Origin of the sequence: Pseudomonas umsongensis (assembly GCF_002236105.1) — a bacterium.
Classification (GTDB): Bacteria; Pseudomonadota; Gammaproteobacteria; order Pseudomonadales; family Pseudomonadaceae; genus Aquipseudomonas; species Aquipseudomonas umsongensis.
Genome location: NZ_NIWU01000002.1, coordinates 1156981 through 1176414, shown reverse-complemented (window position 1 = coordinate 1176414; position 19434 = coordinate 1156981). Strand labels below are relative to the sequence as shown.

At 63.5% G+C, this 19434-nt stretch carries 8 protein-coding genes; 6 read left to right on the top strand and 2 right to left on the bottom strand.

Annotation, left to right across the window (positions count from 1 at the left end; genetic code table 11):
- Positions 1–871 precede the first annotated feature (871 nt).
- From PSUM_RS15800 to PSUM_RS15775, 6 genes are read left to right on the top strand one after another with little or no spacing between them, the layout of a single operon-like run.
- Positions 872–2902 carry a capsule polysaccharide biogenesis protein gene (locus PSUM_RS15800; protein ID WP_083348524.1) on the top strand — a complete coding sequence of 677 codons (2031 nt, stop codon included), beginning with the start codon at positions 872–874 and terminating at the stop codon, positions 2900–2902.
- Entirely contained in the window at positions 2839–4161 is a 1323-nt protein-coding gene (locus PSUM_RS15795; protein ID WP_083348523.1) for a capsule polysaccharide biogenesis protein, read from the top strand. Before PSUM_RS15800 ends, PSUM_RS15795 begins: the two co-directional genes overlap by 64 nt.
- Complete coding sequence (locus PSUM_RS15790; protein WP_020801326.1) at positions 4158–4934, top strand: SDR family NAD(P)-dependent oxidoreductase; 777 nt, start codon at positions 4158–4160, stop codon at positions 4932–4934. The genes PSUM_RS15795 and PSUM_RS15790 overlap by 4 nt, the downstream gene beginning before the upstream one ends.
- Positions 4935–4938: 4 nt before the next feature.
- The gene (locus tag PSUM_RS15785; RefSeq protein WP_231989899.1) at positions 4939–6447 is read left to right on the top strand and encodes an LTA synthase family protein; all 1509 of its coding nucleotides are present in this window, start codon (positions 4939–4941) and stop codon (positions 6445–6447) included.
- Positions 6437–7048 carry a GNAT family N-acetyltransferase gene (locus tag PSUM_RS15780; protein ID WP_083348522.1) on the top strand — a complete coding sequence of 204 codons (612 nt, stop codon included), beginning with the start codon at positions 6437–6439 and terminating at the stop codon, positions 7046–7048. Before PSUM_RS15785 ends, PSUM_RS15780 begins: the two co-directional genes overlap by 11 nt.
- A complete protein-coding gene (locus PSUM_RS15775; protein WP_083348521.1) occupies positions 7045–8538 on the top strand; it encodes a capsular polysaccharide export protein, LipB/KpsS family in 1494 nt (497 codons plus the stop codon). Before PSUM_RS15780 ends, PSUM_RS15775 begins: the two co-directional genes overlap by 4 nt.
- 1649 nt (positions 8539–10187) lie before the next feature.
- On the opposite strand, the gene PSUM_RS15765 is transcribed toward PSUM_RS15775, so the two are convergent.
- Entirely contained in the window at positions 10188–11537 is a 1350-nt protein-coding gene (locus tag PSUM_RS15765) for an aminotransferase class I/II-fold pyridoxal phosphate-dependent enzyme (protein ID WP_083348519.1), read from the bottom strand.
- Positions 11538–11539: 2 nt separating this feature from the next.
- Positions 11540–19096, bottom strand: a complete 7557-nt coding sequence (locus tag PSUM_RS15760; RefSeq protein WP_083348518.1) for a type I polyketide synthase — start codon at positions 19094–19096, stop codon at positions 11540–11542.
- Positions 19097–19434: the final 338 nt, after the last annotated feature.

Here is a 19434-nt window from a genome sequence, read left to right as displayed (position 1 = left end):
AGGGTTGTGGGATGTTTCTTCGCAGGTTGAGTGAATCCAGGCGGTTTGGATTGGCTGGGATGGACGTCTTCGCTGGCAAACCATCTCCTACATCCTAAGGAAAAAAAACCGTCATCTAGGGCTTTTCCCTACAGACAGCCGTTTCTCCAAGTGGCTTAAATTCGCTTACAAGCAAGGACGCATCTCAACCATACACTCGCAGCATTACAAGGCAGCCGAGTACGATGCGTTATCTAATCTTCATCCTCATAGCCATGATCGTTGTCACCCTCGCGGCATCGCTGTATGGGTGGTATTGCCACCTACGAGATGACGAAGACGACCTGTATTACTCGCCCGAAAATCCTGTCGATTCAAATCACCCACGTACGCCTTGCATACAGCCAGCGGCAAGGCCTCGACAGCGTGATCACGCTAGCACGCCGAAGCCTTCGCCTAGCGCTTCAGGCGATCTGTCCGCCCACTGAACCCGCCCTTGATGCACCGAGTGATTGCCTTGGGCCGGCCTTCTATCTTGAACGGTGTCATCGCGTCATTTGGCGGGGACACGAGAACACCGGTATCGGACGTGCCGGGGTCTTCGCTGGCAAGCCAGCTCCTACAGGGTCGGCGGTTGGCTTTTTTTGGTTGTCAACCGCGCGGCAAGCGTTGTGGATGCCACTCATCGGGCCGTTGATTGGCGGGGCTGCAGGTACGATGGGAAATGTCGATTTATGTGAAAAAGTCGTCAGATTCTTCCTACTTTTATGAATGGCTACCCTACGTTTGTATTATCATTCGCGCCAAATTTCATTGAGCATTTCCTCCAGGTACGCGCACTGATGCGCGCCTGAGTGATGATTGCGCCCGATATGGATATCCGCTGTTTTTTATGGACAATGTCGCTCCACCGCGTCGCTCTTTGCTGATTCTGTCTAAAGGTGCGCAACAAATCCCTACCCTCCCCGCGCTGTTGCCTGAGTATCGGCTGCTGTGTGGAACGGTGGGCGACATTGCCCGGGCCGATGATGTGTTGGCGTGGGGGCGCAAGCCCAGTGCGTTGCGTGCCAAGGAAGCAGCCGATGCTGCCGGGTTGCCGCTGATCACGGTCGAAGACGGTTTTTTGCGCTCCGTGGGCCTGGGTGCTGAAGACCCGCCGTTGTCGCTGATCGTCGACCCGCTGGGCATCTACTACGACGCCACCGCCCCTTCTCGCCTGGAACAATTGATTGCGCAGCCGCTGACGCTGGCGCAGTCGGATCGTGCCCGTGCCTTGCAAGCGAGCTGGTGCGAAGAACGCGTTTCGAAGTACAACAGCGCGCGGATCGAAACCTGTGTATTGCCGCAACCTTGCGTGCTGGTCGCTGATCAGACGCGGGGCGACGCTTCGCTGCAAGGCGCCAGCGCTGCTGATTTCGAGCACATGCTCGAAGTCGCGCTGGCCCGTCACCCGCAGTGTACGGTGGTGGTCAAGGTTCACCCGGATGTGGTGGCCGGGCGCAAGCAGGGGCACTTTGATCTGGCGAAGCTGCGCAAGCATCCACGAATTCATCTGATCAGCAAAAACGTGCACCCGGCGGAGCTGCTGTCGGCCGTTCAGGCGGTGTACGTAATGACTTCGCAACTGGGCTTCGATGCCCTGTTGTGGAACGTGCCGGTGCACACTTTTGGCATGCCGTTCTATGCCGGCTGGGGTTTGACCGTTGATGCGCTGCCGGCGCCTGAGCGACGTCAGCCGGTCAGTCTTGAGCAGTTGCTGCATGCCGCGCTGGTGGAATACCCACGCTATGTCGACCCGGAAACGGGCGCGCCGTGCCAGGCCGAGACGGTGCTGGCGTGGTTGGGTTTGCAGCGACGGATGCGCAGTCGCCTGCCCCACAGTTTGCAGATGGTTGGCTTCAGCAAGTGGAAGCAGCCGTTGGTGCAGGACTTTTTCAACGGTTCGTCCATCCGGTTTCTCGGGCGTTTTTCCCGTCGTCGCGTGGCTGCTCCGGTGATCACCTGGGGTTGCCAGCACGATACGCCTCTGTCCGGGAAATTGGGTCGCCACCTCGGCCGCGTCGAAGACGGCTTCCTGCGCTCCGTCGGCCTGGGCGCGAAGAAAACCCGCCCCCTGTCTTGGGTGTTCGACGACCTGGGCATTTACTACGACGCCACCCGCCCTTCGCGCCTGGAACACATATTGCAGAACGAGCCCTGTGCACCGGGCTTGTTGCAGCGGGCGGCGGCCTTGCGGGAAGCGATCTGCGCGGCCGGCGTGACCAAGTACAACCTGCCTGGCACGCCGTGGAAACGCCCGGCCGGTGTTGAGCGGGTGATTCTGGTGCCGGGCCAGGTGGAGTCCGATGCGTCGATTCGTTATGGCGCGCACCGGATCCGCCGCAACCTGGATTTGCTCAAGGCGGTGCGCGAGCGTCATCCGATGGCGTGGCTGTTGTACAAGCCGCACCCCGAAGTACTGGCCGGCACACGCGAGGCCGGCGTAGACGAAGAACGCACCAGCGACTGGTGCAACCAGGTGGTGGGCGATGTGCCTTTCCACTCGCTGTTGTCCGAGGTCGACGAGGTGCATGTGCTGACTTCGCAATCGGGCTTCGAAGCTTTGTTGCGCGGCGTGCCGGTGACCACGTATGGCCAGCCGTTCTATGCCGGCTGGGGATTGACCGAGGATCGCGACCTGAGCCCGGACGTTCAGGCGCGACGAACCCGGCGCCTGAGCCTCGACGAGCTGGTGGCCGCAACGCTGATCCGCTACCCGACTTATGTCAGCCGCATCACCCGAAAATTTACCACTCCTGAACGCACGCTTATCGAGATCCAGAACTGGGATGAAGTACCAACGCAAGGAAGAACTCCAACATGGCGAGAGATGATTCGGCGTTTGCTCCTTACGGTTTTGAAACCACGCCTCAGGCAATCCTGATTCCCAAGCAGCGCTCCCTGCGACCGGTGCCGGTGAAGCCGCGCAACTCGTTCCTGTTCTTGCAGGGCGTCAGTTCGCCGTTTTTCGCGCGCCTGGCGCAAGCCCTGCGAAACGAGGGACAGCAGGTCAAGTCCGTCAGTTTCAACATGGGCGATACCCTGTATGGCAGCGGTGCGCGGGTGTATTACTCGGCGCGCCCCGAGCAGTTGGCGGATTTCTACAGCCACTGCTTCAAGACGGAGCACATCACCGACGTGGTGCTGTTCGGCGATTGCCGGCCGGTGCATCAACCGGCGGTGACGCTGGCCAAGTCGCTGGGGATTCGTGTGCACGTGTTCGAGGAAGGTTACTTCCGGCCGTACTGGATCACCCTTGAGCGCAACGGTGTGAATAATCACTCGCTGCTGCCCCGGGACCCGGAGTGGTATCGCGAGGTGGGCAAGTACATTCCGCGTTATCACAACGGCAACGAGTTTCGCCTGTCGTTTGCCTCCCGGGCGCTACACGATGTGATGTATCACGTCGGTGGCGCGCTGAACAAAGTGGTGTTTCCCCATTACAAGACCCACGCGCCGTTCAACGCGGCGGTGGAGTATGCGGGCTACATTCGCCAGGGCATTCGGCTGTTGAGTGCCAAGGGTCGCGATTCCGAGGTGATCAGTGAGGTGGCGCGCAATCGCTACCGCACCTTCCTGCTGCCCTTGCAGTTGGACAGCGATGCGCAGATCCGCGATCACTCGCCGTTCCGCCACATGAAGGATGTGCTCAAGCACGTGATGGGCTCGTTCGCCCGCCATGCCGGCAGCGATGTGCGGCTGGTGGTGAAGAACCATCCGTTGACGCCCGGTATCGTCAACTATCAGCGCATCACCCGGCGCATTGCCCACAAGCTGGGCATCGAAGACCGCGTGGACTTCCTCGAGAGCGGGCACATGCCGACGCTGCTGTCGCACGTGGCCGGCGTGGTCACGGTCAACAGTACCGTGGGCGGCTCGTCGCTGATGCACAACGTGCCAACCATCGCCCTCAGCGACCCGATCTACAACCTCAAGGGGCTGACCCACCAGGGCGGCCTCGACGCGTTCTGGGACCACCCGGAACCCCCTGACTCCACGCTGTTTCAACGTTTTCGCAGCACGGTCATTCACACCACGCAGGTCAACGGCGGCTTCTATACCCGCTGTGGCATCGACATGGCGGTGAACAACTCCCTGGAAGTGTTGATGGCGAAGACCTCGAAGATCGAACAGTACCTATGACGCTGCACAAGTCTCCACGCTGCATTCTCATCACCGGTGCCACAGGCGGCATCGGTGGTGCCCTGGCGCCTGCGTATGCGGCGCCGGGGGTGACCCTGATCCTGCAAGGCCGGCGCCTGGATCGCCTGGAAGAAATGGCCGCGCAGTGCCGCGCCCTCGGTGCGCGGGTGTTGCTGCAGCCGCTCGACGTCCAGGACCTGGAAGCCTTGCGCCGCTGGATCAGTGAGATCAGCGAGAGCGAGGCGCCGGACCTGATCATCGTCGGCGCCGGGGTCAACACCTCCGCAGGCGACAATGGCGAGGGCGAAGTCTGGGCGCTGTCCCAGGCGCTGATCGAGATCAATGTGTTGGCGGCCCTGGCCACGGTGCAGGCCGCATTGCCGTTCATGCGCGCGCGCAAATCCGGGCAGATCGCCCTGTTCAGTTCGCTGGCCGGCTGGCGCGGGTTGCCCGCCACGCCGAGCTATAGCGCGAGCAAGGCGGCGATCAAGGCCTACGGCGAAGCCATGCGCGACCTGGTGGCGGTGGACGGGGTGAAGATCAACGTGATCATGCCTGGCTACGTCGAATCGAAGATGTGCTTTGAGATGCCCGGGCCCAAACCCTTGCTCTGGGCACCGGACAAAGCCGCGCGCAGGATTCGCCGCGGCCTGGCGGCGAACCAGGCGCGGATCAGTTTTCCGTTCCCGCTGAACCTTGGATGCTGGGCATTGGGAGTCATTCCGCCACGGCTGTCGTCGATCATTTTGCGGTGGCTGGATTACGGTGCCTGATGTGTTGAGTAGTGCGTTTGGCTGGGTGGTTGTGCTCGGTTTTCTGTTGTCGTGCGGGTTCGAAAGACTGTTGGTGCCCTACCCCGGCTGGCGTCGCCCGCTGCGCGCCTGGCTGTTGCACGCCGGTGCCTGGGCGTTCGCCGTCGGCTTGCTGTACCTGATCACCGGCCGCGCCTGGTTCAGCGCGGTGAACGTGTTAGCCCTGTGGCTGTTGATCGTGTTGGTGAGTAACGCCAAATATCATTCGCTGCGCGAGCCCTTCGTGTGCGCCGACTTCGAATACTTCAGCGATGCGGTGCGTTTTCCGCGCCTGTACCTGCCGTTTTTCGGCATCGGCAAGGCGATTGGCCTGGCGTTGCTGTTTGTGGTCTACCTGGGCTGCGGGCTGTATTTCGAGCCGGTCGGCACCAATGCCCACGCCGTGGCGACGGGCACCTTGCTCGGGGGTTTGGCGTTGCTCTGGCTAGGTGGCTTCAAGCCCCTGAAGCCGACCTTTGACGCTGGCCTGGACCTGGGTCGCTGGGGCCTGGCGGCCAGTTTGTGGACGTACTTTTTTGCCGCTCGCCGTCCGGTGGCCCTGGCATCTTTGAACTCGCCGTTCCTTGGCGAGGAAGCACGCCCCATGGCCGATGCCACCCTGGCGGACCTGGTGTCGGTGCAGAGCGAATCGTTTTTCGATGCGCGCAGGCTTTGGCCCGGCGTTCGTGGGCAGGTCCTCGAACAGTTCGATACCTTGCGGGGTGAAGCGCTGGCCCAGGGCCGTTTGCAGGTGGCGGCCTGGGGGGCGAATACGGTGCGGACCGAGTTCGCCTTCCTGACCGGGATCAAGGTCGACCAGCTCGGCGTCCATCGCTTCAATCCCTATCGCCACCTGGCGCGCCAAGGGGTTGCCAGTGTCGCGCTGGAACTCAAGCGCCGAGGGTATCGCACGGTGTGCGTGCACCCTTATGTGGGCAGTTTCTACGGTCGCGACAAGGTGCTGCCGGCGCTGGGCTTCGACGAGTTCATCGACGTGCGCAGCTTCACCGAGCAGCAGAAGGCCGGTCCGTTTATCGGTGACTGCGCCGTGGCCGACAAGATCCGCGAATTGCTCGATGCGCCGGGTCGCACGCAGCCGTTGTACATCCATGCCATCACCATGGAGAACCATGGGCCGTTGCACCTGGAAAACGTCGAGGCGACTGATCTCGCGCAGTGGTTCGACCGTCCTCTGGCTGAAGGCCTGCGCGACCTGGCGCCGTATGTGCGCCACCTGGCAAATGCCGACCGCATGCTCGGCCAGTTGCGCGAGCACTTGCTGGCCCGCGATACGCCGGCCGGGCTGTGTTTCTTCGGTGACCACGTGCCGATCCTGCCCGACGTGTATGGCGCCCTGGGTGAGCCGGACGGCGATACCGAGTATTTCATCTGGTCCAATCGCGTGCGTAGCGCCAGTACTCCGATGGATATGGGGGTCGAGCATTTGGCCAAGGCGTTTATCGATCACCTGGCGTCGGTAGGCGATGCAGCGTGAACCCGTGCAGATCGTCCTGGCTTCCAGCCTTTCGGAGCGCGAGCCTGCGATTGCACGCTGGATCACCTCGGGGCGCGGCTCGCTGGCGTTCATCCTCGGCGATGAAGAATGTCGTCATCGCCTGTTGGCGGACGGGATCAATTGGGATCGGGTGTTGATTGCCTATTGCAGTGAAGGCGCTATCGGTTACGCGGCGTTCAAACACCATCGACGCGGGCCTTTTTCACCTGGCCCCGCGCCCTTCGTGCGTGAGTTCGGCTGGCTGGGGGGCTCGCTGCGCTATGGGTTGTTCATGATCAGCGAGTGTCGCGAGTGGTACTACGGGTTTTACCTGTATGGCTTGCGCGTGCGCAAAGTCGCCCGCCGCCAGGGCGTTGCCAGTGCCTTGCTGCAGGCCGTGTGCGAGCAGGCTTTGGGCTGCGGGCAGGAAAAAGTCGAGCTGGAAGTGCAAGCGAAAAACCTCGCCGCACGGACGTTCTATGCCCACCACGGCTTTGTGTCGATACGCACCATGAGCTGGCTCAGCCGCCTGGTGCCGATTCCCACTGTCATCAATCTGCGTCGCACGTTGTCGCCCCCTTCACGAGTGCCCTCGAAATGAATCGACCCGTCGCCCTTGAGTCCCTGGTTGAAGGCCCCGGCTGGGTGGGCATCATGTCGCAATGGGTGATGTGGAAAGTCTTTCACCTGGGCGAATTTCTCGACCCTGAAGGAACGCCGCAGTGGTTGTGGCGACGCGGTCGACAGCGGCCGGCGGGGTTGAAGGCGATTTCCGGGATCGGCTACAAAAGCTCGTCGGACCACGCCCGGGTGCTGTGCAAGCGCTGGGGGATTCCCTATGTGGCGCTGGAGGACGGCTTCTTGCGTTCTTCGTCGCTGGGGGTGGAAGGCGATACGCCGATGTCGATGGTGGTCGATCCGATCGGCATTCACTACCTGGCCGATCGGCCGTCGCTGCTGGAAAACATCCTGCAGGTGCCGCACACCTTGAGCGATGCAGATTTGGCCACCGCGCGGGAGTTGATTGCGCTGATGCGCAGCAGCGGCATCGGCAAGTACAACAATGCGCCGGACTTGAGCGATGACGATCCGCTGGGGCGTGAGCGGCCGTTGGTGCTGGTGGTGGACCAGACCTACGGCGACTTTTCGATTCCCGGTGGCGGGCTGTGTGAAGCGGACTTTATCCGCATGCTCGACGCGGCGCTGGCGGAAAATCCCGAGGCGGATGTGCGGGTGCGGATTCACCCGGACTGCGTCAACGGCCACAAGAAAAGCTGCCTGCTCGACGCCGCGCGCGAACGCGGCCTGGTGCTGGAAAGTCGCCATGTGTCCTGGGCTTCCCTGGCGCGCCGGGCCCAACGGGTGTATGTGGGCACCAGCCAGGCCGGGCTTGAGGCGTTGATCCAGGGCATCCCGGTGACCTGTTTCGGACTGCCGTTCTATGCCGGCTGGGGCTTGACCGATGACCGCCTGGCCATCCCCCGTCGCCAGGCACGCCCGACCCTGGAGCAGTTGGTGGCGGCGGCGTATATCCGCTATTGCCGTTACGTCGACCCGCTGACCGACCAGCGCTGCGACGTGATGACCGTGGCCCGCCAACTGGCCCGGCAGAAGCAGCAGGACAGCCTGTTTGCCGGTAGCGTGACGGTGGTTGGCGTGCCTCGGCGCGAGCGGTCGGCGCTGCGTGGGTTGCTCAATAGCCGCTGGGGTCGCTTGACGTTCGCACGCGACAACGCCGATCTGATCCCGGCGGTGGCTCGCGAAACGGGGAAGCTGTTGGTGTGGCATGCGCGCGAATCGGGTGAGCTGCAAGCCCGTGCCGAGGCGCATGGCGTGCCGTTGTGGCGTATCCGCCCGGATGCGTTGGAGTTGCCGTGCGGGGATGAACAACCGCTGGCGCAGATACGTGGTTTGCCTTGCAGCCCGCAGCAAGCCCAGGCACACAACGCCCGCCCCAAAGCCGGCTTGCTCGAGAGCTGCGCACGTTATCGACAGATTCGGCGGTACCTCAAGGGGATGTTCGTACGCGGCGAGCACTGTAGGAGCGAGCATGTCGAATCGTCGCACCGTCGCGATGGTCGTCAACGATGACGCGGGGTGCCTGGTAGCCCGCGGGGCTCTCTGGTTCATCGCGAGTATGCTCGCTCCTACATTGGATTGGGTACAGCCGTGAGTGGCTGGTCGGCTATAAGGCCGCCTTCGCCAGCAAGCCGGCTCCTACAGAGGGAAGTGCGTACGGCTCCCGATCGGGACACCTCGCTTTGCCTTTTGATCTTCTTGCCCCCTCGATCGGAGTGCGGCGAGCACTGTAGGCGCGAGCATGCTCCGGGCGGCGTTCCGACGATGGTCGTCAACGATGATACGGGGTGCCTGAAACCCCGTGGTGCCCTCAGGTTTTTCGCGAGCAGGCTCGCTCCTACAGGGGATCGCGGACAAGCCTGCAATCAGGTCGGCTGTCAGGCCGCCTCGCTTTTGATTGTGATCTGGCTTTTGATTTTCTTGCCCCCTCGAGAGGCCGAGTGGAGGTTCTGCGCAGTGGGTAAACCGGCATGGATGCCGGTTTAGCCGCGCTGGGCCAAGGATGGCCCATCGCGGCGACCCACGGAGCAGGACCGGAGCGAGGGCATGCCGAGCATTAGCGAGGCACCGAACGCCAGGGGCAAGAGCCCTTGGTTACTTGGGGCTGTTCCAAGTGACTCGCTGTAAAAGCGAAACCATAAGTGGCCGTTACCGCAGGAACGGATATGTACACCTGAAAGACAATCACCGTCTGCCAGAACGCCTTCGCCGGCAAGCCTGGCTCCTACAGTAAAAGCGAAACCCTAAGTGGCCGTTACCGCAGCAACGGATATGTACACCTGAAAGACAATCATCACCTGCCAGGACGCCTTCGCCGGCAAGCCTGGCTCCTTCAGTAAAAACGAAACCCTAGGTGGCCGTTACCGCAGCAACGGATATGTACACCTGAAAGACAATTATCGCCTGCCAGGACGCCTTCGCCGGCAAGCCCGCGATGGTCGTTAACGATGACGTGGGGCACCTGACACCCCGCGGCGCTCTCAGGCTCATCGCGAGCATGCTCGCTCCTACAGGGGGTAAGCGTATGGCTTCCGATCAGGCCGGCCGGTCGGCCGCCTTGCTTTTGATTGTGATCTGGCTTTTGATTTTCTTGCCCCCTCGAGAGGCCGAGTGGAGGTTCTGCGCAGTGGGTAAACCGGCAGGACGCCTGTTTAGCCACGCTGGGCCAGGGATGGCCCATCGCGGCGACCCACGGAGCAGGACCGGAGCGAGGGCATGCCGAGCCTTAGCGAGGCACCGAACGCCAGGGGCAAGAGCCCTTGGTTACTTGGGGCCGGGCGGCGTTCCGCTCTTCCAAGTGACTCGCTGTAAAAGCGAAACCATAAGTGGCCATTACCGCAGGAACGGATATGTACACCTGAAAGACAATCACCGTCTGCCAGAACGCCTTCGCCGGCAAGCCTGGCTCCTACAGTAAAAGCGAAACCCTAAGTGGCCGTTACCGCAGCAACGGATATGTACACCTGAAAGACAATCATCACCTGCCAGGACGCCTTCGCCGGCAAGCCTGGCTCCTACAGTCAAAACGAAACCCCGGGTGGCCGTTACCGCAGGAATGGATATGTACACCTGAAAGAAATTGGTCGGCTGCCAGGACGCCTTCGCGAGCAGGCTCGCTCCCACAGCAGATCGGGTACAGCCGCGAGCGCAGGGGTGCAGCGTTACAGCTTCTGCAGTTCCTGCGCAACAATGGCCACGGTCTGGGCGATTTGTTCGGGGGTGTGCAGGCAAGAGACGAAGAAACGCACGCGGGCGGCTTTTTCCGGGACGGCCGGGTGCAGGATCGGCTGGGCGTTGATCCCGCGTTTGGCCAGGGCGCTGGACAATTGGGTGGCCTTGACCGAGCTGCCGGTGATCACCGGAATGACTGCAAGCCCGGTACTGGTGCCGGTATCCAGCCCCGCCTCGCGGGCCAGGGCAAGGAACTGCTGGCCGCGGGCCTGCAAGGTTGCCACGCGCTCGGCGTCGTGGGCCATGCAACGTACGGCTGCGAGTGCCGCCGCCGCCACCGAGGCCGGCATGCCAACGCTGTAGAGAAAACCCGGCGCCATGAACTTCAGGTGCTCGACCAGGGCCGACTCGCCGGCAATGTAACCGCCGCAGCTGGCCAGGGTCTTGCTCAGGGTGCCCATCCAGATGTCGACGTCTTTGCCCGCCAGGCCGAAGTGCTCGCGAATACCCTTGCCATTGGCCCCCATGACACCCAGCGAGTGGGCCTCGTCGACCATCAGGAACACCTTGTGCCTGTTCTTCAGCTCGACGAAACGCGGCAGGTCCGGGTAGTCGCCATCCATGCTGTAGATGCCTTCGAGCACCACCAGCACCCGCTCGAAATGCTGGCGCTGATCGCCCAGCAGACGATCGAGGGCTTCGACGTCGTTGTGAGCGAAGCTCAAGCGACGCGCGCCGGACAACTGGATGCCTTGCAGCACACTGTTGTGGATAAGTTCGTCGTGGATCACCAGGTCCCGCGGGCCAAACAGGTAGCCGATGGTGGTGACGTTGGTGGCATGCCCACTGACGAAGGTCACGGCGTCATCCACCTCGTACAAGCGAGCCAGTTCGGCTTCCAGCTCGCGATGGATCGGCCGGTCGCCGGACACCAGGCGGCTGGCCGACACCGACGTGCCGTAGTGATCGATGGCCGCCTTGGCCGCCTCGGCAACCACCGGATGACCGGAGTAACCCAGGTAGTTGTAGCTGGCGAAGTTGACGAAGCGCTGCCCCTGGATCGTCGTTTCGGCGCCCGCCAGGCTTTCATGCAACTTGAAGAACGGATTGGCCAGGCCAAAGCGCGCAGCGCCGTCATGCATGATCCGCAGTTGCTGATAACCAGGATGCTGATCGAAGCGGTAGAACTGCTCCGGCACCGCTCGCGCATGGCGGCTCACGTCCGCCAGCGAGGCTGGCGGCGCGCCGTCGCCGGTTTGCCGCTGGCGCCGTTCCAGGGCTTGCTGGATCAGCTTGTCTTTCATCGAAGCGCCAAGCCCTGGTGAACTTTTTGAGGTCATAGTCAATTGATCAAACGAGATAGTTGAGAATCAGGGTCGCGCGCGCCCTGGCGGACCTGGGCCAGCTCAGCTTCAGACAATTCGGCGCCATGGCGAGCCAGGGTCAGCGCCTGCAGGTTGTCTTCGGCAACGGGCGCGGCCTCGGCGTCCTGGCTGCCGCGCAGCAGTTCAAGAATGCGCACGGTCAATTTGGCGATGCTGGAGGTTTCGCTCAGCTCCATCACCGGCAAGCGAATGCCGAAGCGCTCCTCCACCGCCACCACCAGCTCCACACTCATCAACGAGTCCAGCCCCAGTTCCTGCAGCGGTCGGTTGCTGTCGAGCTTGCTGGTCGGCATGCGCAGGATCTCGCTGATTTCCTGCTTGAGCATTTCGGCGAACAGTTCGGTGAGTTCCTGGTCGTTCATCTCCAGCAACAGGCGCTGGATGTCATCGACGTTGCTCTCTTCCTCTTGCTCGCCACTGTGCAGCCGCGCCAGTTCACTGAACTTCGGCGAACCCGCAGCCGGCAGGAAGCGCGACAGGGCTTTCCAGTCGAGCTCCAGCACACCCAATCCGGAGCGCTGTTGCAGCAGCAAGCGTTCGAGGGTGTCGAGGGCCGCTTGCGACTGCAGGGCCGCGCCGCCCATGCGACTTTGCAGGGCGTCCTTGATGTCCTGGTTGCGCGCCAGGAACCCGGCATCGTCAATCGCCCCCCACAGCACCGCCGTGGCCGGCAAGCCTTGCAGCAGGCGATGACGGGCCAGGGCTTCGAGCCAGTGGTTGGCCGCCACGTAGTTGGCCTGCCCCGGATTGCCGAACAGGGTCGTCGCCGAAGAGAACAACACGAAGAAGTCCAGCGCCAGGTGCGCGGTCAGTTCGTGCAGGTACTGCGCGCCCTTGGCCTTGGGTTCGAGCACCCGTTGCAATTGCGCCTGGGTCAGGTTGCGGACCAGCCCGTCTTCAAACACGGTGGCCGCGTGCACCACGCCACGCAGCGGCGCCTTGGAGGCTTCGATACTGGCCAACACGCTGCGCAACTGGGCGCTGTCGGTGATGTCGCAAGCCAGCGCCTGGACCTCGATGCCCTGCTCGCGCCAAGCCGCCAGCGCCGGTTGTGCTTCTTCCGTGGCCGCGCCGCGACGGCCGAGCAATGCCAGGTGCCGCGCGCCCTTGTCGACCAGCCATTGCGCGGTACGCAGGCCAAAACCGCTGAGCCCGCCGGTCACCAGGTAGGTGCCGTCGGCGGCGAGTTGCAAGGCCGGTGCCTGTGCCAGCGGCGCACGGAACACCTGTTGGATCGGCGTGCGGTAGGTGACGACGATCTTGCCGATCTGCCGCGCCTGCTGCATGTAGCGGAACGACTCGACCACATCGTTGGCGTCGAATTCACGGTACGGCAACGGACTGAGGATGCCGTCGCGGAACAACTGCATCATGTCGGCGAACAGGCGGCGGGTCAGGTCCGGGCGCTCGCTCATCAGTTGGTCGGCGTCGATGCCGAAGTAGCTGATGTTGTTGCGGAACGGCCGCAGGCCAATCTTGGTGTTCTGGTAGAAGTCGCGCTTGCCCAGTTCGAGGAAGCGCCCAAATGGCTTGAGCACTTGCAGGTTGCGGTTGATAGCCTCGCCCGCCAGGGAATTGAGCACTACATCAACACCACGGCCGGCGGTGATCGCCAGGATCTCGTCGGCAAACGCCAGCGAGCGCGAATCGAACACGTGCTCGACCCCGAGCAAGCGCAGGAAGTCGCGTTTTTCGTCGCTGCCAGCGGTGGCGTAGATCTCGGCCCCGCACCATTTGGCGATCTGGATCGCGGCGATGCCGACACCACCGGCGGCACCGTGGATGAGGATTTTCTCGCCTGGTTCCAGGCGCGCCAGGTGGTGCAGCGCGTAGTACACAGTGAAGAAGGTGCTCGGGATGGTCGCCGCCGCCTCGAAGGACATGCCCTCGGGGATTCGCGCCACCGCATTGGCATTGGTGACCAGGCGGTTGGCGAAGCTCGATGGACCAAAGCCGACCACCCGGTCGCCCGGCTGGAAGTCACCTTCGACCTGCGCACCCTTGGCGCGCACGACACCGGCGAATTCAAAACCCAGGGTCGGGCCGGAGAACCCGTTCTCGATGGCTTCGTCGGACAACAGGCCGAGGGCATACATGACGTCGCGGAAGTTCAGGCCGGTGGCCTGGACCGCGATGTCCAGTTCATCGCCCTTCGGCACCATCGGCTCGTGGGCTTCCCAGCGCAGGTTGCGCAACTGGCCCGGCAGTTCGAAGCCGAGGCTGACCTGGGTCGCGGTTTGTTGCAGGGCGCTGGCATCCAGCTGATCAGGGCGCACTCGCAGGCGAGCCACGTAACGATCGCCTTCGGCACTGATAGCCAGTTCGGTTTCGTCATCGGCATTCAGCAAGGCCGGCAGCAACGCGTCGACCCCGGCGCCTTCGGCCAGGTCCAGCAGACGCACGCGGCAACCCACGGCTTCGTTGGCCAGGGTGCGACCAAAGCCCCACAACGCCGCATCGGCAACGGATGCCAGGCTCCCTGCGACCTGTGCAGCGGCTGGCAGCAAATGCACTGCCGCACCTCGGGTCAGCAGCCAGCAATCGGGGCTGATGCCCGCCTGCTCGCAGGCCTGGGTCAGTGCCGCGGCCAGCATGCAGCGCCGCGCCTGGTCATCCAGGCCCTGGCTGCCGAACAGGCCGCTGAGCAACAGCACGTGCTGGGGCGCCGCCATGGCGCGCAGTTGCTCGGCCAGGTCCTGGGCCGACGCCGGCGCCAGCCAGTCAATACTTTGCCCTTGCTCGCGCAGGGCGGTGGCCAATTGCTGGGCGAAGGCGTGTTCCGCGCCCTGCTCATCGGCCACCAGCAACCAGCGCTGGGCCGGCAGTGGTTGCGGCTCGAATGCTGCCGCCGCTGCGGCCGCGCCCACCAGCAGGTAGCTGCCGCTGGACATGCCCGGGCACAATTCCAGCGCTTCGCCGACACTCAGGCCGTGACGACGCAGTTCCTGTTGCCAGAAGCCCGGGCGCTGTTGCACCGACAAGCTGCCCTGGCCCTGCCCGGCCAGCCACCACGAAGGTTGCGCGCCGAAGACGAAATCCGCCCAACGGGCCGGGTGCTGCGCCAACAACATCAGCTGGCCACCGGCCGACAAGCGCGCCGCGCCATGAGTCAGTCCTGCGCTGATGGCCTGCAGCGGCGCCAGGTCGGAGGCGACCAGCACCAGGTCGAAGCCCGCGGCCGGTACGGTCGGCTGTTGCGCGGCGTCACCCAGGCTGAGCAAGCGCAGGTCCGGGAAGTCGGCTTGCAGCAGGCTGGCCGGGTCCAGGTCGTCGGCGCTGTACTGGTAGTCGACTCGGTCGAAGTCCAGCTGCGCACAGAGTTGCGCGGCGAAAGGCGAACCGCCGAAGCCGAGCTCGAGGATGCGCAGGCGCTGGCCCGCCGGGAGCACGGCCAGGCGTTGTTCGATATGGTGTGTGATCGCGTCCAGCACGGCGTGATAGCCGCTGGCGCCCAGCACCTGACGGGCCAGTTGCGCGGGCGAGGTTTCACGGGGCAGCAGTGTTTCGATCTGCACCGCGCCGCTGACCAGGTCCAGCAGGTGGATACCGATACGGCCCACCGAGTGAATGATCTGGAAATGCTCGGGATAACTGCGGAACAGTTCCTGCCAGATGTCCTGGGCGCTGGGCATCTCGCCCTGATCGACCAGCTGCCAGTTATCGCCGCTGGCAACCAGGCTGCCGTCGTCCAGGGCCTGCTGCAGCAGATGGTCCAGGTAGCCCGAGAAACCTTGCGCGTCAGCCTGCCAGGTTGCCCGTTGCGCCGCGCTGAGCTGGCCGCCGAGGGACGCGATGGCCTCCAGCACGAAACTGCCGCACAGGCTGTCGAGCAGTGGATCGACTTCCTGGCTGTAGCGCATCAGGGTCGGTTCATCGCTCACCGACGCCAGGCTTTGCGCCAGGGCGCTGTGCAAGGGCGCACCCGGTTGCGGTTGCGCGCGGGCGACCAATGGATAGGGTTTGGCGATACCGGCGAAATCCACCAGCTTCAGGTCGCCGCTGCGATCCTTGTGCAGCTTGACCGCACGGAAACGCGCGTCCTTGATGCACACCACGGCACGGCCCTGGGCGTCGAACAGGGTGAAATCCGCCAGCAGCGAGTGCTCCGAGCGACGCACCAGGCGCACCTTGGCCAGGCACGGTGTCAGGCTGCCCGCGGCGAAGTTGATGCGCCCCAGTTTCACCGGAATGAATGCCAGGCCGTTACGCGCCTTCGGATCGCGGCTGAGCAACTGGGTGATCAGCTGGAACGCGCTGTCCAGCAACGCCGGATGCAGGTGCAGGGCCGCCAGCTCCGACTCAATCACGCTCGGTGGGCTGAGTTGCGCCAGCACCTGGTCACCGTCGATCCAGCCGGCTTCGATGGCCTGGTAGGCCGGGCCGTAGTTCAGGCCGACCGCCGTGGTCAGTTGCAAATGTTCAGTGCGGGTGAAATCCGCGGCACGGGTCGGCAGCACGGGCGCCGGCTCGTTGAGCAGCACACCACGGGCCTCACCCGGCAGGCGGGCAACCACGTGGCGGGCCCAGGGTTCTTCCTGGGAGGTGCTGCGCGACACGATCGACACGGTGCCATCGCTGCTGTCGATCTGCACACGCACGCGCTTGCTCGACTCGGCGTGCAGCACCAGCGGGCTGTGGATTTCCAGCTCTTCGATGTCGACGAATTCGCCCGGCTGGTAGCACTGCGCGGCCGCCAGCACCAGCTCGGTGAAACCGGCGCCGGGGAACAGCACGGCATCGCCGACCTTGTGGTCTTCAAGGGACGGGAACAGTTGCGTGTCCAGGCGATTGTCCCAGGTCAGTTCGTGGCCGGGCACCGCATGACCCAGCAGCGGATGCACCCGATCGTGGTACAGCGTGCGCGCCGACTCCGGCGTGTCGCCGTGCCAGTGGCGCTCGCGCTGCCAGGCATAGTTGGGCAGGCGCACGAAGCGCCCGGTGCTCGGGAACAGGCACGCCAGGTCGGTATCGGCGCCACTGATCAGCACCTTGGCCACCGCGCGGGTGACCATTGCCGGCGCGTCGTCGTGGCGCTTGAGCGTGGCGATCACCACGCCCTGTTGCTCGCGTGCCGCCAGGGCATCGCTGACATAGCTGCGCAGGATCGGGTGCGGACCGACTTCGACGAAGACGTTGTAGCCCTGCTCGCACAGGGTCTCGCTGGCGGACTGGAACAGCACCGGGAAACGGATGTTCTGCCACCAGTACTCGGCGTCCAGGCGTTCGCCATCGAGCAAGCCACCGGTGACCGTGGAATACATCGGGATCGTGCTGGCGCGCGGCGCGATATCGCGCAAAGCCTCGACCACCTGTTCGGCGATGACGTTCATGGCCGGGGAGTGGAAGGCGTAGTCCAGGCCAAGACGGCGCACGAACACCTGGCGCTCGGTCAATGCCTGCTCCAGACGCTCAAGCCCCGCCAGGGAACCGGCAACGGTGGCGCCCTTGAAGCTGTTTTCGCCGGCGACGACCACGTCATCCAGGCCCAGCTCCAGCAGCAGGTTGGCGGTGTCACTGCCCGACAGGCCCACGGCGGACATCTGCCCGGAACCGGCGGTCAGTCCCTGCAGGCGACTGCGGTGGTAGATCACGCGGGTTGCATCGACCAGGCTCAGGGCGCCACACGCCCACGCTGCTGCCACTTCGCCAACGCTGTGGCCCATCACCACCTGCGGCACCACGCCTTTGCTTTCCAGCATGCGGGTCACGCCCACTTGCAGCGCGAACAGCGCGGGCTGGGCCAGTTCGGTCAGGTGATAACGCTCCTGGCCGTAGTCGCCCGCCAGTTCCTTTATCAGCGAATAGCCCGACAGTGGCTGGAACACTGAATCGACTTCCGTCACCGCGGCATGGAACACCGCATCGGCGAGCAGCGCCTTGCCCATGCCCTGCCACTGCGAGCCATTGCCGGAGTACACGAACACCGGGCCCTTGGCCTGATCCAGCGCGCGACCGCTTTCGACCACCGAGCTCAAGGCCGACACAGCCGGGTCAAGGGCGAAATCCAGCAGCGCCTGGGCGCTTTGCTGTTGATCGGCCTCGAACACCACCACGCGCTGCGGATGCAGGTCGCGACGCAGCATTGCCTGGTACGCGACGTCGTACAGACCGTCTGCCGGGTGATCGCCCAGGTGCTGGGCGATGCTTTCTGCCATGGCCGCCAAGCCGGCGCTGTCCTTGGCCGTGACCATCAACGGCACCGGGCCTGCCGGGACAACCGGCGGTGTTACGTCCGGCGTGTGGCTTTGCAGGATGACGTGGGCGTTGGCGCCACCGAAACCGAAGGAGTTGACCCCCACCACCAGCGTGCCACTCGGTTTGAGGGCGTGGTTGCGGGTGGCGACGTTTAGGTTGAGGTCGGCGAACGGAATACGCGGGTTGAGGTTCTTGATGCCGATGGTGGCCGGCACCTGGCGCTCGGTGACGCAGTACAGCGCCTTCATCAAGCCGGCCACACCGGACGCGGCTTCCAGGTGACCGATGTTGCTCTTGACCGAGCCGATCAACAACGGCTTGTCCGCGCCGCGTACCTGGCCCAGCGCCAGGCCGATGGCCCGGCTTTCGATGGGGTCGCCCACCGGTGTACCGGTGCCGTGGGCTTCCAGGTAATCGATGTCGGCCGGTGAGATCCCGGCACTGGCGTAGGCCTGGGTCATCAAGGCCGCCTGCGCGTCGGCGCTCGGCACGGTCAGCCCGGATTTGCGCCCGTCGGTATTGACCGCAGTGCCGGCGACGACGGCGAGGATCTGGTTGCCATCGGCCACTGCCTTGTCGTAATCCTTGAGGTAGAACAGCCCTGCCCCTTCGGAACGCACATAACCGTCGCCGGCTTCGTCGAAGACGTTGCAGCGCCCTTTGCGCGACAGCATCGAGGCCTTGGAGAAGATCAGGAAGCCAAACGGGTGCAGGTGCAGGCTGATACCGCCGGCCAGTGCCTGGTCGATATCGCCGCTTTGGATGGCCTGGCAAGCCTGGTGGAACGCCACCAGCGACGAGGAACACGCGGTATCGACCGCCATGCTCGGGCCGTGCAAGTCATAAAAGTACGACAGGCGATTAGCCGCGATGCTGAAGGTGTTGCCCGTGGCCGTCGAGGCATCCACCAACGACAGGTCATGGGACAGGCGATACGCATAGTCGGTACTGGCAATGCCCAGGTACACACCGCAATTGCTGCCGCGCACGCTCGAGGGTTTTACCCCGGCGTTCTCGAACACTTCCCAGCCCAGCTCCAGCAACAGGCGCTGTTGGGGGTCCATGATCGCCGCTTCGCGCGGAGAAATGCTGAAGAAGCCAGCATCGAAGGTAGAGATGTCGCCCAGCGTACCGGCCGCCAGGGTGTAGGCGGTGCCAGGGTTGGCCTTGTCGGGGTGGTAAAACGCATCTCGGGACCAGCGGGACGGGTCGACCTGCGTGATGAAGTCGTGCCCTTCCAGCAGGTTCTGCCAAAAAGTTGCGGAAGTGGAGCCTGGAAAACGGAACGAAGCCCCAATAATTGCAACTTTTTTACGCATGACTTAATCCACCTTTTTATATTCTCAACGGTCCCGCCATCACTTCGTGCGATGGGTGTGTCGAACGCCCTCATGGGTTCAACATAACGTTGAGAAACTTGCTAAATTCCGTTGGGTAGTGACTCTGTATTTATTATTAGGAGTACTTTTTCTGCCCGGCATCGACTCCAGTGCCCTTTCCAGGGTGAACCACTAAAGCGCCAGCGCCGGGGGCGGAAAATCATACGCTGAGCGCCCTCCGAGGGAAACCCTTACAAACCGTTACATTACGACCCGTCGTCGCCTAGCTGCTTTGATCGACACCTGGCGATCGGCAAAAAAAATAAATTCAATAAAGC

Bases quoted from the DNA above. Each gene is read 5' to 3' on its own strand.
- PSUM_RS15765 (WP_083348519.1), bottom strand. From the start codon at position 11,537: ATGACCTCAAAAAGTTCACCAGGGCTTGGCGCTTCGATGAAAGACAAG.
- PSUM_RS15790 (WP_020801326.1), top strand. From the start codon at position 4,158: ATGACGCTGCACAAGTCTCCACGCTGCATTCTCATCACCGGTGCCACA.
- PSUM_RS15775 (WP_083348521.1), top strand. From the start codon at position 7,045: ATGAATCGACCCGTCGCCCTTGAGTCCCTGGTTGAAGGCCCCGGCTGG.
- PSUM_RS15780 (WP_083348522.1), top strand. From the start codon at position 6,437: ATGCAGCGTGAACCCGTGCAGATCGTCCTGGCTTCCAGCCTTTCGGAG.
- PSUM_RS15800 (WP_083348524.1), top strand. From the start codon at position 872: ATGGACAATGTCGCTCCACCGCGTCGCTCTTTGCTGATTCTGTCTAAA.
- PSUM_RS15795 (WP_083348523.1), top strand. From the start codon at position 2,839: ATGGCGAGAGATGATTCGGCGTTTGCTCCTTACGGTTTTGAAACCACG.
- PSUM_RS15760 (WP_083348518.1), bottom strand. From the start codon at position 19,096: ATGCGTAAAAAAGTTGCAATTATTGGGGCTTCGTTCCGTTTTCCAGGC.